Source organism: Tsukamurella asaccharolytica, from assembly GCF_007858435.1.
GTDB lineage: Bacteria > Actinomycetota > Actinomycetes > Mycobacteriales > Mycobacteriaceae > Tsukamurella > Tsukamurella asaccharolytica.
Map to the genome: position 1 here is coordinate 149,319 of NZ_VIGW01000001.1, position 13,765 is coordinate 163,083.

General features: G+C 72.6%; 9 protein-coding genes. 5 read left to right on the forward strand and 4 right to left on the reverse strand.

The genetic code is table 11. From position 1 onward, the window contains the following. Nucleotide 1: 1 nt before the first annotated feature. Both FK529_RS00735 and FK529_RS00740 read right to left on the reverse strand, forming a co-directional pair. Nucleotides 2–937, reverse strand: a complete 936-nt coding sequence (locus tag FK529_RS00735; RefSeq protein ID WP_146558623.1) for a methionyl-tRNA formyltransferase — start codon at nt 935–937, stop codon at nt 2–4. After that, on the reverse strand, nt 937–2,244 hold the full coding sequence (locus FK529_RS00740) for a lysine N(6)-hydroxylase/L-ornithine N(5)-oxygenase family protein (RefSeq protein ID WP_146558626.1): 1,308 nt from the start codon (nt 2,242–2,244) through the stop codon (nt 937–939). Before FK529_RS00740 ends, FK529_RS00735 begins: the two co-directional genes overlap by 1 nt. A 384-nt stretch (nt 2,245–2,628) precedes the next feature. Between FK529_RS00740 and FK529_RS00745 the strand changes: the two genes are divergently transcribed. Together FK529_RS00745 and FK529_RS00750 are read left to right on the forward strand one after the other, a co-directional pair. Next, on the forward strand, nt 2,629–9,249 hold the full coding sequence (locus FK529_RS00745; RefSeq protein ID WP_231702860.1) for a non-ribosomal peptide synthetase: 6,621 nt from the start codon (nt 2,629–2,631) through the stop codon (nt 9,247–9,249). Continuing rightward, a complete protein-coding gene (locus FK529_RS00750; RefSeq protein ID WP_231702861.1) occupies nt 9,246–10,274 on the forward strand; it encodes an iron-siderophore ABC transporter substrate-binding protein in 1,029 nt (342 codons plus the stop codon). Before FK529_RS00745 ends, FK529_RS00750 begins: the two co-directional genes overlap by 4 nt. A 94-nt stretch (nt 10,275–10,368) precedes the next feature. Here the strand turns inward: FK529_RS00750 and FK529_RS00755 are convergent, their stop codons facing one another. After that, entirely contained in the window at nt 10,369–11,265 is an 897-nt protein-coding gene (locus FK529_RS00755; protein ID WP_146558630.1) for a siderophore-interacting protein, read from the reverse strand. 114 nt (nt 11,266–11,379) lie between these two features. On the opposite strand from FK529_RS00755, the gene FK529_RS00760 reads away from it, so the two are divergent. Genes FK529_RS00760 through FK529_RS00770 form a run of 3 tightly spaced genes read left to right on the forward strand, consistent with a single transcriptional unit; the run spans nt 11,380 to nt 13,248 of the window. After that, on the forward strand, nt 11,380–11,610 hold the full coding sequence (locus FK529_RS00760) for a phosphopantetheine-binding protein (RefSeq protein ID WP_146558632.1): 231 nt from the start codon (nt 11,380–11,382) through the stop codon (nt 11,608–11,610). Between the two features lie 46 nt (nt 11,611–11,656). Beyond that, the gene (locus FK529_RS00765; protein ID WP_146558634.1) at nt 11,657–12,583 is read left to right on the forward strand and encodes an LLM class F420-dependent oxidoreductase; all 927 of its coding nucleotides are present in this window, start codon (nt 11,657–11,659) and stop codon (nt 12,581–12,583) included. 29 nt (nt 12,584–12,612) lie between these two features. Next, entirely contained in the window at nt 12,613–13,248 is a 636-nt protein-coding gene (locus FK529_RS00770; protein ID WP_146558636.1) for a hypothetical protein, read from the forward strand. On the opposite strand, the gene FK529_RS00775 is transcribed toward FK529_RS00770, so the two are convergent. Beyond that, a complete protein-coding gene (locus FK529_RS00775; RefSeq protein WP_146558638.1) occupies nt 13,226–13,738 on the reverse strand; it encodes a mycothiol transferase in 513 nt (170 codons plus the stop codon). The genes FK529_RS00770 and FK529_RS00775 overlap by 23 nt on opposite strands. Nucleotides 13,739–13,765 lie beyond the last annotated feature (27 nt).

The following is a 13,765-nucleotide window of genomic DNA, read 5'->3' on the forward strand; positions in this document are numbered from 1 at the left end:
GTCAGCCGAGATACGCCCCGGAATCCCCGAGGATCTTCGCCGCGGGGTGCTCGGAGCCGTCCGCGGTGCGGACGCGCTCGACGATGAGAGCCGGGTTGCCGCCGCGCCACGCGTCGGGACCGGCGACGACGGCGATGCCGTCACCGTCGGGCACGCAGACGCGACCGGGCGTGCCGCCGTAGCGCTTGTCGGATACCGAGGCCGCGGTGATCGCGAGCCGCTCGCCTCGGAAGACGGTGTGGGCGTTCGGGTACGGGTCGGACTGCGCGCGGATGAGGCGCTCGATCGCGTCGGCCGGCCAGGACCAGTCGATCCGGCTGTCGGCATCGGAGCGCTTGTGGAAGTACGTCGCGGCGGCGGGATCCTGCGGGATCGGCTGCGCCGTCCCGGCTTCCAGCTCGCCCAGCGCGCGGGAGACCAGCGGGCCGATCAGGTCGACGGTGCGGTGGAACAGGTCGACGGTGCGGTCGGCCGGGCCCACCGCGACGGACTCCTGGGCGATGATCGGCCCGGTGTCGAGGCCCTCGTCCATGAGGTGCGCGGTGACGCCCACGTGCGTCTCGCCGTTGATCAGCGCCCAGATCAGCGGGGAGAAGCCGGCGTAGCGCGGGAGCAGCGAGTCGTGGATGTTCAGCGTCCCGAGGCGCGGCATCGAGTAGATCGATTTCGGCAGCCAGGTGCGCCAGTTGTTGGCGACGATGATGTCGGGCTGCGCATCGGTGACGGCCTCGTAGAGCGCCTCGTCGGGCTTCTTGGCCAGGTGAACGGGCACGCCGCGGCGGGTGGCCAGTTCCTCGACGGAGTCGTTCCACATCATCTCGTAGGGGTTGTTCGAGACGGGGTGGGTCACCGCGAGGGCGACCTCGTGCCCGGCGTCGAGGACGGCGGACAGCGTGCGGTGACCCCAGGTCTGGAATCCGAAAGTGACGACGCGCATCATGCTCCCTTCGCGGCGGTGACGGTGAGTTCGGCGTCGGACCTCTCGCGTTCGATGCCGTCCAGGATCTCCCCCGCGCGGACGGCGACGTTGGAGAGGAGGGTGGAGCCGAGGCCGTGGGTCGCCTCGGTCGCGCCCTGGATGTAGAGGCCGGGCACGGGTGCACCGTCGAGCTGGAGGCGGTAGTCGCGGGCCACCGACGTGCGCTCGGGGGTCAGCCCCCACCCGGAGAGCACCTCGGAGATGCCGGTGGAGCGGAAACCGGTGGCGCACACCACGGCCGTGTACCGCTCGACGCTCTCGGCGTCCGTGAGCCGGTCGTGCAGGGCGACGGTGATCGCGTCGTCCGCGGTGATCGCGGACCGGACGCTCGTCGCCGGCCGGAAGCGCAGCCGCCGGCGCCCCGTCACCTTCTCCTGGTACTCGGTGGCGTAGAGCTCGTTGATCAGCTCCAGGTTCACGCAGCCGTAGTTCGTGGTGGCGTGCCGCTGCATCAGCTCCGAGCGCACGCGCTCGGGAGCGCCGAAGAAGTCGTCGACGGCGTCGGGATCGAAGACCCGATTGGCGAAGGGACTGTCATCGGCCGGCTGGAAACCGTACGAGTTGAACACCGATTCGACGACGGCGGAGGAGAATTCATGATGCAGGTACTGCACGACCTCGGCGGCGCTCTGGCCGCCGCCGACCACGAGGAATCGATGCTCCCCCTGCGGGTCGAAGGCGGCCGCGCCGAGGTGCTCGAGCAGTCGGTGGTTGTGGAACAGGCGCGGCCCCTCGGCCGCCCAGTCCGGGAGTCGCTCCCGCAGGCCGGTGGCGGCGACGACGGTCCGGGCGCGCAGCCTCCCCGCCCCGTCGGGACCGGAGTAGTCGATGATCCATCGGGCGCCGTCGGCCGCATCCTGCTCGGCCCGTTCGACCGCCACCACCTCGGTGCCGTAGTCGATCCGGGCGTCGACGCTGCCCGCGACCCACCGCAGGTAGTCGGTGAACTCGGCGCGGGTGGGGAAGAAGGTCTGGTGGTTGACGAAGTCCACCAACCGCCCGCGCGCCTCCAGGTAGCTCAGAAAGCTGAACGGGCTGCGGGGATTGCGGAGCGTGGCCAGATCTTTGAGGAAGGCGACCTGCATGGTGGCGCCGTCGAGCAGCATGCCCGGATGCCAGGCGAAGGTCGGCCTGCGTTCGAGGATCTCCATGGAGATCCTCGGGCCACCGGCACGGTTGCGCTCGTCGATCGCGATGGCGAGCGCGAGGTTCGACGGTCCCGCCCCGATGCCGACGACGTCGACGATGGTCCTTTGCTCTGCCATGAGTCTCCATTCTCTTCTCGGCCGCCTCTAGGTAGGGTAGGCACACCTATGCAACCTGAGTCCAGTCACGGGGAAGGAATCCACTGTGTCAATCACCACAGCGATGGCCCAGCACGCTGCCGATCGGGCACCATCCCGATGTCGGTTAGCCTAACCGAAGCTTAGCAACGGAGCCGCGCTCATTCCATCGGACCACAGGGAGTCACCATTTCCACGATCGACACCGGGGCCGCGCCGTCGACGAACCTGACCGCGGCCGCCCACGACCTCTGGCTGGGCCACCACGCGGCCGCGCATCCCTCGGTCTACACCACCGCCGAGGCCGCCTACCTGGGCGATCACGCCGATCCGGACCTGCTGGCCGAGGCCACCCGCCGGGCGCTCGTGGAGTCGGGGCTGGCGGCGGTGCGCTTCGTCGAGGAAAACGGCGCACCGCGCCGGATCAGCGACCCCGAGGCCACGCCGATGATCGAGCGGACTGACGTCGCGGACGCCGATGCCGCCCGCCGCCTCTTCCGGCGCACGGCGCACCGCTCGATCGACCCGGCGCGCGACCGGACCGTGGGCGCCCTGATCGTGCGCATCGCACAGCAGGACGGCCCGCGGATCGGCTGGTGCCTCTGGGCGCATCACCTGATCCTGGACGGCTACGGCTACGCCCTGCTCCGGCGGCGGATCGGCCGGATCTACGCCGCCCTCGCGGAGTGCGTCGAACCGCCCGCGTCCCGGCTGATCACCCCGCAGTCGTTGCCCGCGCCCGCCGACGCGCCGGAGCCCGATCCCGCCGTCCGCCCCCTGACCCGCTGGTCCGAGGGCGAGGCCCCCGCGGCGCCGGGGCCGCTGCACGCCGTACGCACCATCGACGTGGGGACGATGCCCACCCCCTGGGCACCGTGGACCGTCGCCGCCGTCGCCGCGTACACCGCGCGCCTGAACGGCACGTCCGAGGTGCGCGTCGGGGTTCCCGTCCTGGGCCGGACGTCCGCGACCATGAACTCGCCGCTCTCGGCGGCGTGGATCGCCGCGCTGCCGCTCGCCGTCGAACCGGACACGACCCCGGCCGAGCTGGCCGCCGCCGCCGAGAGCGGGCTGCGCGCCATAGCCGCCGGCGAGCACCATCGCACCGGCCCCGGCGTGCTGGTCAACATCAAGCCCTTCGCCTCCAACCTCCCGATCCCCGGCGGCTCGTCCGGTTTTGAGGTGCTCGCCGCTGGTCCGATCGCCGACGTCTCGGTCACCGTCGAATCGCTGCAGACCGACGCGGGCCCGCGCCTGCGGATCGACCTCACCGCAAACCCGGCGGTGCACACCGCCGACGAGGTCGCCGGGCACGCCGACCGGCTCGCGGCATTCACGGCCGCCTTCTTCGCCGCACCGGACGCGCCCGCCGCGGCGATCGACTGGTTCACGGCCGCCGACGCGCGGGCCTGGGCGGCCGCCACCGGCGAGCGGACCCTGGTGCAGGCCTTCGACGCCCGGGCCGAGGAGACGCCGGACGCGCCCGCCGTCCTCTCCCCCGACGGCGCCGCCGTCACCTACGCGGAACTGCGCGAGGCGTCCGAGGAGCTCGCCGACCGGCTGCGCGAGGCCGGGGTGGCGGCGGGCGATCTGGTGCAGATCTCCGTTCCCCGCGGCCCCGAGGTGGCCACGGCCATCCTCGGCGTGCTCCGCGCGGGGGCCGCGTACCTGCCCGTCGATCCCGGGACGCCTTCCGCCCGCGCGGACTTCATCGTCGCCGACGCCGGTCCCACCGCGGTGATCGGCGCGGGCGGCGCCGTCGACGCACTGCCCCCGAAGCCGGCCGCTGCGCGGGTACCGCACGGCACCGCCTACGTGATCTACACGTCGGGGTCCACGGGCACTCCTAAGGGCGTGCCCATCGGCCACCAACACGTGTTGCGCCTGTTCACCGCGACCGCCCTGCGCTTCGGCCCGGCGGACCGTTGGATCATGTTCCACTCGTACGCCTTCGACTTCGCGGTGTGGGAGCTGTGGGGCGCGCTGCTGCACGGCGGCGCGGTCGTGATGCCCACGCGCGAGGACGTCACCGATCCCGCCCGGGTCGCGGACATCATCGAGCGGCACGGGGTCACCGTGCTGAACCAGACGCCGGCCGCGTTCTACGCGCTGCAGCACGAGCTGTCCGACGCCGCCGCGGAAAGGCTGCGGCACATCGTCTTCGGCGGCGAGCGGCTCGAGCCCGCGCGACTGCGGCCGTGGTTCGACCGGTTCGGTGATCACGTCACCGGCACCGGGCCCGCCCTGGTGAACATGTACGGCATCACCGAGACCACGGTGCACGTCACCGAGCACGTGCTGCGCGAGACCGACTCCCCCGCGTCGATCATCGGCCGGCCCCTCGCCGATCTGCGCGCCTACGTCCTCGACGAGAACCGGGATCCGATGCCGCCCGGATGGATCGGCGAGCTCTACGTCGCCGGCCCGGGCCTGTCCGCGGGTTACCTCGGGCGCCCCGATCTGACGGCGGAGCGGTTCGTCCCCGATCCCTTCGGGGAGGGCCGGATGTATCGCACCGGCGATCGGGCGCGGGTCACCCCCGCGGGACTGCTCGAGTACATCGGCCGCACCGACGATCAGGTGCAGGTGCGCGGGCACCGCATCGAACCGGCGGAGATCGACGCCGCGGCGATCGACCACCCCGACGTGGCGGGCGCCGTCACCGTGCTCACGGCGCTGCCCAGCGGCGACGACGGGCTCGTCACCTACGTCCTCGCGCGCGCCGGGTCCGAGGACGCGGTGCTCGCCCACCTCGCGGCCCGGCTCCCCGGCTACATGGTGCCCGCGCGGGTGATCCCGCTGCCGCGGTTCCCGCTGACGGTCAACGGCAAGATCGACAAGCGCGCCCTGCCCGCGCCCGCCTTCGCGGGGGCGGCCGGCCCGGGACCGCGCGCCACCGGACTCGTCGGCGAGGTGTGCGCGGTCTTCGCCGAGGTCACCGGCGTGGGCGCGGTCGATCCGGACGATGGCTTCTTCGCCCTCGGCGGGCACTCCCTGCTCGCCGTGCGCCTGGTGCGCCGCCTCGCCGAGCTGCCCGGACTCGCCGCCGTGCGCCTGGCGGACGTCTTCGCCGGCCCCACCCCGCGCGCCCTCGCCGCGCTCGCCGGCGACGGCGCGCAGGCGGGGCGGGCGACGGACGGACCGACGGCGGGCGCCGCCGGTGCGGGCCCCACCCCGCTCTCTCCGGCACAGGAGCGCCTGTGGCTGCTCTCCCGGCTCGAGGGCGCGGACGCCTACCTCCTCGGCCTGGTGCTGCGCCCCACAGGCGGCCGCCCCCTCGACGTGGACGCCGCGCTCGCGGCCCTCACCGACGTCGCCCGGCGGCAGGAGAGCCTGCGCACGCGCTTCCCGGTGCGGGACGGCGCGCCGGTGCAGGAGGTGCTCGCCTGGTCGCCGCGGCCGACCGCGGTCCCCGACGTCCGCGCCGCTGTCGCCGAGGCGCTGGCGAGCGGCTTCGACCTCGCCACCGCGCCGCCGGTCCGCACCTTCGCCGCCCCGGAGGGCATCGGGGTCGCGATGCACCACATCATCGGCGACGAGTCCTCCCGCGAGCGGTTCACCGAGGAGTTCGGGCGCGCCTACGCCGCCCGGCTCGCGGGCGAGCCGCGCGCGGACTGGCCGGCCGACGCACCCACCTACCGCGACGTGACGTTGTGGCAGCGGGACAGCTCCGGCGACGAGCGCGGCCTCGCCTTCTGGCGCGAGGCCCTCGTCGACGCCCCCACCGAGCCGTCGTGGCGCACGGACTTTCCGCGGCCCGCGCTCCCGACCGGCGAGGGTGCCGTCGTGCGGGCCCGGCTCGGGGCCGCGGAGCACCGGCGGCTGCGGGCCGTGGCCGAGGCGGCCGACGCCAGCGTGTTCATGGCGCTGCACGCCGCGCTCGCGGTCACGCTGCGCCGCTTCGGTTCCGGCGACGACCTCTGCGTGGGCACGCCGGTGGCCGGCCGCGATCACCCCGCGACGGACCCGCTCATCGGCTGCTTCGTCAACACCGTGGTGCTGCGCACCGACCTGGGCGCGGCGGTGACCTTCGAGGATGCGCTGGCCCACGTCCGGGACCGCGACCTCCGCGCCTTCGCGCACGCGGGTGTCCCGTTCGACGCGGCCGTCGACGCCGTGAACCCTCCGCGCGCGAGCGGCCGGCACCCGCTGTTCCAGGTGATGCTCTCGCACTGGGCGGAGAGCCCGACCGAGGCGAGCATGACGACCGACCTCGTGGGCACCGGCACCGCGAAGTTCGACCTGTCGTTCCGATGCGTCGAGACACCCGACGCCGACGGCGGCGCGGGGATCGCGATCGACCTCGAGTACTCCACCGAGCTGTTCGCCCCGTCGACCGCACAGCGCCTGGCCGAGCGGTTCCGCCTCGCGCTGACCGCACTGCCCGCCGCGCCCACGGCGCCCCTCAGCGCGGCCGACCTGCTCACCGACGCCGAACGCGACCACCTGCGCACCTGGTCGTACACCGCGCACGAGGAGCCGGCCCGCGAGTTCGCGGAAATCTTCCTCCCCATCGCCCGCACCGATCCCGACGCGGAGGCGCTGGTCTGCGGGGGCGCGCGCTACACGTACGGCGACGTGCTCGCCTGGACCGATGCCCTCGGCGCGCACCTGGTGGCGCTCGGTATCGGCCGCGGGGACGTGGTCGGCGTCGCCCTGCCCCGCAGCGCCGAGATGATCGCCGCGGTGGTCGCGGTGCTGCGGGCGGGGGCGGCCTACGTCCCCCTCGATCCCGGCTACCCGGCGGACCGGCTGGCCGACATGATCGACGACGCCGCCCCGAAGGTGATCCTCCGCGAGCCGGAGTTCGTGGCGGCCTTCGCGCCGGGCGGTGCGCTGGCCGCGACCGGGGGTGACGCCGGCGTGGAATCCCTCCGTCGGGAGGCACCGTCGCCCGACGACCTGGCGTACCTGATCTACACGTCCGGTTCGACGGGGCGCCCGAAGGGCGTGGAGGTGGCGCACCGCGGCATCGCCGATCTGCTGGTGCTGCAGCGCGATGTGATCGGCATGGGCCCGCACACCCGCGCGCTGCACTTCTCGTCGATCAGCTTCGATCTCGGCTTCTGGCAACTGATGTGGGGACTGTGCTCGGGCGGGACGCTGGTCGTCGCGCGCGAGGAGGACCGGATCCCCGGCCGGCCGCTGCTGGAGGTGATCGAGGCCGAGCGGGTGAACTTCGTCGGCGTGCCGCCGTCCTTCGCCGCGGCCTTCCCGCCCGATGCGGACCTGGCACCGGGCATCGACCTCATGCTCGGTGCCGAGAAGCTGACCCCGTCGCTCATCGCACGGTTCGCCCCGGGACGGCGCCTGTTCAACGCCTACGGCCCCACCGAGTGCACCGTCAACGCGACGCTCGCGACGATCGCGCCCGAGCACACCGGCCCGGTACCCATCGGCCCGCCCGACCCCGGCATGCGCGGCTACGTCCTCGACGAGGAGCTGCGTCCCGTGCCGCCCGGCACCGTCGGCGAGCTCTACCTGGGTGGGCCGTCGGTGGCGCTGGGCTACCGCAACCGGCCCGAGCAGACGGCCGAGCGTTTCCTCGACGACCCGTTCGTGCCGGGCGGGCGGATGTACCGCACCTCCGATCTCGTGTGGTGGGGCGAAGACGGGCAGCTCTACTTCGCCGGACGGGCCGATTCACAGGTCAAGGTGCGCGGTTTCCGCATCGAGCTCGGCGAGATCGAGACCGTGGTCGGCGCCGACGAATCGGTGGCCGACGTCGCGGTCGCGGTGCTCGGCGAGCGGATCGTCGCGTACGTGACCAGCGTCGCGGGCGCGGCGTTCGACGCCGACGCGCTGACCCGGCGCGCCCGCTCCCGGCTGCCGCAGTACATGGTGCCGGCGATCTTCGTGCCGCTGCCCGAGTTCCCGCGCCTGCCCAACGGCAAGGTGGATCTGAAGTCCCTGCCGGAACCGGCCTCCGCGCATAAGATCGCGGGCCGCGGGCCGCGAACCCCGCGCGAGGAGCGCGTGTGCGCGATGGTCGCGCGCACGCTCGGGCTGGACGCGGTGGGCATCGACGACAACTTCTTCGATCTCGGCGGGCACTCCCTGCTGGCCGCCCGGTTGATGACGGAGATCGGCGCGGAGTTCGAGGTGAACGCCACCGTCGCCACGCTGTTCGCGGCGCCGACCGTGGGCGAACTGGTGGCGCGTCTGGAGTCCGGTGCGGGCGAGGAGGACTCGGGGCTGGGCCCGGTCCTGCCGTTCCGCATCACGGGCGACGGTGCGCCGGTGTTCTGCTTCCACCCCGCGGGCGGGATCAGCTGGGGCTACGCGGGGCTGCTGCGCCACCTCGACCAGCGCTTCCCGCTGTACGGCATCCAGGCGTCGAACCTGGCGACCGGCTCACGGCCGCCCGGGACGCTCCGCGCGATGGCGCTCGAGTACCTCGAGCGGATGCGCGAGATCGCCCCGCACGGGCCGTACCACCTGGTCGGCTGGTCACTCGGCGGTGTCGTGGCCCACGCCATCGCCGCGGAGCTGCAGGCCGCCGGGGAACCGGTCGGCGTGGTCGCGATGCTCGACTCCTTCCCGTCGGACGCCTGGCCGTCGGTCCCCACCGAGCAGGACGCCCTCGGGGCGCTGCTCTACATGGTGGGCTACGACCCGCAGCCCCTGGTGGACAAGGGGATCACCCGGCAGGCCGTGATCGACGTGCTGCGATCGGAGGGCAGCGCACTGGCCGGCATCACCGAGGTCACGCCCAACGCCATGATCGACAACTTCGCCAACGCGGTGAACCTGGAGGCCGAGCCGTACCAGGCCGAGGTGGACGGTGATCTCGTCTTCTTCACCGCGGCGCGCAACCCCGCGACGTCGGCGACGTACCCGCTGTGGCGGCCGTACTTCACCGGCACCATCGACAACCACGACGTGGACTGCGAGCACAAGGACATGACGCAGCCCGGACCGATCGCCGCGATCGGCCGCACATTGAACTCCGCACTCCTGCGGGCAGAGGAAAGGAACACCCTGTGACACTTCGATTCCGTCGAGCGCGTATCGCGCTCGCCGCCACCGCGGCCATGACCATGCTGGTCACGGCCTGCGGCTCGGGCGGATCGTCCGACGGCTCCTCGTCGTCGCAGGACACGGCGGGCTACCCCGTGTCCATCCAGTCCGCGCTCGGCACGACCGAGATCACCAGGAAGCCGGAGCGCGTCGTCACCCTCGGGTGGGGCAGCACCGAGGCGGCCGTCGCCCTGGGGGTCATCCCCGTCGGCATGCGGGACATGAAGTCCGACTGCGGCTGCGAGGACGGCGTCGTGCCGTGGGTCAAGGACAAGCTGGGCGACGCGAAGCCCACCCTCCTGGCCGAGTCGAGCCAGTCGATCCCGTTCGAACAGATCGCCGCGCTCAAGCCCGACGTGATCCTGGCCGTCCAGTCGGGACTCACCGCGGACCAGTACGCGAACCTGTCGAAGATCGCACCGACGGTGGCGTACCCGGGCCGCACGTGGCAGACCTCCTGGAAGGACCAGACCACCACCGTCGGTAAGGCCCTGGGCAAGGACAAGGAGGCGGCCGCGCTGGTCTCGACCGCCGACAAGCAGATCGCCGATGCCAAGGCCGCGCACCCGGAGTTCGCCGGCAAGACCGTCGCCGCTGCGAGCGCCACCACCACGGACGGCCTCAACATCTACTTCGACACAGATCCGCGCACCCAGTTGCTCGGGAGCCTGGGCTTCACGCCGCTGCCGTCGCTGGCGGCGCTGCGCGAGCAGACCCCGCCGGGCAAGTTCGCCGCGCCGGTGAGCTGGGAGAACGTGCCGCAGTACAACCCCCAGGTACTCACCTCGTGGTACCTGGACGCGGCGAAGAAGCAGTCGGCCGAATCGAACCCGGTCTTCACCGGCCTCACCGCGCCGCAGCGCAAGTCCTATGTGCCGCTGACGGATCCGCCGCTGGTGTTCGCCGTGAGCTCGCCGAACGTGCTGAACCTGCCGTGGCTGCTGGAGCGCTACTTGCCGCTGCTCAGCACGGCCGCCAAGAACGCCGGCTGACGATCCGCGGGGGGCTCCGGGAGCGATCGCTCCCGGAGCCCTCGCGCGTCCGGCGTCGGAGGCGGGCGTCAGGGCTCGGCCTCGGGGCTCGGCGTCAGAGGCCGGCGGCCTCGAGCGCCTGCTCGTACAGATCGGTGGCCTCGTCGCGCGACTTACCCGCCGCGAGCGCCTCGGCGAAGACAGCGCGCAGCCGCTCCTCGCCCGCGGCCTCGAAGCGCTTGGTCCAGGCCTCGGCATCGTGGCGCCAGTACCCCACCACGTCGGCGCGGTCCCGCGCCCAGCCCAGGCCCCGCACGTGCTTCTTCGCCGCGCGCGTGTCGGCCGCCTCCCCGGCGAGCCACAGGTAGCCGTCCGTCGGCAGGTCGACGGTGCGCAGCACCTCCGGCAGGCGGCTGGGCGCGGCGCCGTTACCGGTGCCGATCACCTCGATGATCTCGGTGCCGGGGCGCTCGGGGAGATAGGCGATCTCGCTGCGGTCGAGGACCTCGGCGATGACGGTGACGTCGATACCGGCCGGGGTCTCCTCGAGGATCCGAGCGAGGGCCGGCAGCGCCGCGAGGTCGCCCGCGAGCACGTGCCGCGACGCGTCCGCCGCGGGGTCGTACCACGAGCGGGGCCCGGCGGCGAGGAGTCGCCAGCCCGGGCGGGCGGCGCGGAACCAGTCGATCGCGGGCCCGTGACCGTGCTCGGCCACGTCGACGAGCATGCGCCGGGTGCCGGGGTCGTACGCGCGCACCGAGTAGTTGCGATGCCCCGTGCTGCGCTCGGGATCGCCGATCTCCCAGCCGCCGAGGGCCGCGGGGTCGTCCGAGGGGCGGGCGCGCAGCTCGTCACCGTCGGGCGAGAAGTAGAAGGCGATCGATTCGTCCCCCGGCGCGATGGGGACGTAGCCCCCGGCGGTGCCGCCGCCCACCTCGAATTCGAGGCGCAGAAGGTTCTCCGCGACCTGCGAGGTGGTGGTGAGGGTCAGGACGAAATCGTTCCACTTCATTGGTCACTCCCACAGACGGGCCGCCGCGGGGGCGGCACACGCAACTCGTATTTCAAAGTGTAGGCTTACCTACCTTATCGCTCGCAGACTACCCCTAAGGAGACGGAGTCCGACATGTCCACCCTGACCGCTGAGCGCGTGCGCGCCGACATCGCCGAGCTGCTGCAGGTGCCCCCGCAGTCGATCGCGGACGACGACAACCTCTTCGACCTGGGCCTGGACTCGGTGCGGGTGATGACGCTGATCCAGCGCTGGCGCGATGCGGGCGCCGACGACATCGAGTTCCCCGACCTCGCGGAGCAGCCTGAACTGGCCCACTGGCAGCAGCTCGTAGTGGACGGATAGGCCTTCGATCGCACACGCCCCGGGGTGTGGTGGCACAGTGGTCTTCATGGAGCTACGCATCTTCGTCGAACCCCAGCAGGGGGCCACCTACGCCGACCAGCTCGCCGTCGCGCGGACCGCCGAGGCCGCCGGATTCGGGGCCTTCTTCCGCTCGGACCACTACGTGGCGATGAACGTCGACGGGGCCCCCGGCCCCACCGATTCCTGGATCACCCTCGGCGCGATCGGGCGCGAGACCTCCACCATCCGCCTCGGCACGTTGGTCACCTCCGCGACCTTCCGGTTCCCCGGGCCGCTGGCCATCTCGGTGGCGCAGGTGGACGAGATGTCGGGCGGGCGCGTGGAGTTGGGGCTCGGCGCGGGCTGGTTCGAGGAGGAGCACGCGGCGTACGCGATCCCCTTCCCCGATGTGAAGGAACGCTTCGCCCGCTTCGAGGAGACCCTGGAGATCGTGACCGGACTGTGGGAGTCGCAGGGCCCCTACACCTTCCGCGGTGAGCACTTCTCGCTGGTCGACTCCCCCGCGCTGCCCAAGCCGGCGCAGCAGCACGTGCCGATCGTGCTCGGCGGCGCCGGCAAGAAGCGCAGCGCCGCCCTCGCCGCGCGGTTCGCCGACGAGTACAACACCCCGTTCGTGCCGGTCGATGAGGCAGCGGCGGTGTGGGCGCGCATCGACGCGGCCTCCGAGGCCGCGGGCCGCGATCCGCAGTCGATCGTCAAGTCGGCCGCCCAGGTCGTGTGCGGCGGCCACGACGAGGTCACCGTCGCGCGGCGTGCCGCCACCATCGGGCGCGAGCTGTCCGAGCTGCGCGAGAACGGGCTCACCGGCTCCGCCGCGGAGATCGTCGACAAGCTGGGCACGTTCGCCGAGGCGGGCGCCTCGCGGGTGTACCTGCAGGTGCTCGACCAGAGCGACCTCGACCACGTCGAATGGATCGGCGCCGAGGTGCTGCCCCAGGTCGCCGGGCTGTAGTCATCAGTGCGTGCGTGGAGAGTCGCGCCATGGAAACCCACGATTCCCCGCTGGATGACTCGGAGGACTGGCCGACGGCCCGCGACGCCGACGGGTGGCCGGGCGGAGTGGCGTTGCTGTACCTGGACCGCCCTTCCGGGACTCTGACGCCGGCACAGACGGCCTTCGTGCTCGGCAACGACGCCGAGTACATCGAGGAACTGATGCTCGACGAGGAGGACGAGGCCGCCCAGTGGGCGTACGACGCACATCGGGCGCGGCTGGGCGACCCGGATCCGGACCTCGTCGCCGCGAGCCCAGCCGGCGTGGACGGACTCGAAGAGGCGTGCCTGGAACACGCCCGGCTCGCGACGGTGGCCGCCCAGGCCAAGCGGTTCGCGCTGAACCACCTTCGCAGCCACCCGCAGGAGCCGCCCGAGTACTCGATCCTCGAGGCGATGGACCGGGTGCAGTCAGCGGCGGAGGCGGTATTCGCGCCGTGCCGGGACTGCGACGACTGTCAGGCGCACGCCGGACCGTGCCGGGAGCACGCGGGGGCCGTGGCTGCTGCGCAAGCGCACCTGGACGCCGCGGTGGCGGCCATGCGCACGGAGATGCTCGAGGCCTTCGCAGCCTTCACGACCGGGGCGCGCGCCTTCGGCGTCAGTCCTGAAGAGCGCCCTTGAGGTACGCGGCAGCACCCAGGTGCTGCGCACAGTCGTCGACGATGCTCACCAGCCGCACCGCGACGGTGACCGGCGGGTCCCATGCCTCGTCGATCACGCGGGACAGCGCGTCCGGGGTGACGTCCGCGAGGTAGCGGCTCGCCATGGCGTCCACGTCGCGGAAGTAACCGATGAGCAGCGCGTCACTGCCGTGCACCTCGGCCGCCTCGGCGCGGCTGTGGCCGTAGCCCGTCGACTCCGACGGCAGGTCGAGTGCGAACCGCCCGTACCAGTCGTTCGCCGTCCAGACCTCCTCGACGCGGGCGATCGGCGCCAGCTGCGCGTCGATCACCCGGGCGCTGTGCCACACCAACCATGCGATCGTGTTGGCCTCCGGCACGATCCGGCGGTTCGCGATGTCCGGGTCGAGGCCCGCCGTCACTTCCTCCGCGTGCTCGCGAAGGCGGGCGAAGGAGTCGATGAGCAGGTCCCGTGCAGCGGTTGAGTCCATGTCCCCGACGGTACGCCGCTGCGCCAC

What these genes read in the sequence shown, in the direction of transcription:
- FK529_RS00735 (WP_146558623.1), bottom strand. Translation starts at nt 937, where the DNA reads ATGCGCGTCGTCACTTTCGGATTCCAGACCTGGGGTCACCGCACGCTG.
- FK529_RS00740 (WP_146558626.1), bottom strand. Translation starts at nt 2,244, where the DNA reads ATGGCAGAGCAAAGGACCATCGTCGACGTCGTCGGCATCGGGGCGGGA.
- FK529_RS00755 (WP_146558630.1), bottom strand. Translation starts at nt 11,265, where the DNA reads ATGAAGTGGAACGATTTCGTCCTGACCCTCACCACCACCTCGCAGGTC.
- FK529_RS00760 (WP_146558632.1), top strand. Translation starts at nt 11,380, where the DNA reads ATGTCCACCCTGACCGCTGAGCGCGTGCGCGCCGACATCGCCGAGCTG.
- FK529_RS00765 (WP_146558634.1), top strand. Translation starts at nt 11,657, where the DNA reads ATGGAGCTACGCATCTTCGTCGAACCCCAGCAGGGGGCCACCTACGCC.
- FK529_RS00770 (WP_146558636.1), top strand. Translation starts at nt 12,613, where the DNA reads ATGGAAACCCACGATTCCCCGCTGGATGACTCGGAGGACTGGCCGACG.
- FK529_RS00775 (WP_146558638.1), bottom strand. Translation starts at nt 13,738, where the DNA reads ATGGACTCAACCGCTGCACGGGACCTGCTCATCGACTCCTTCGCCCGC.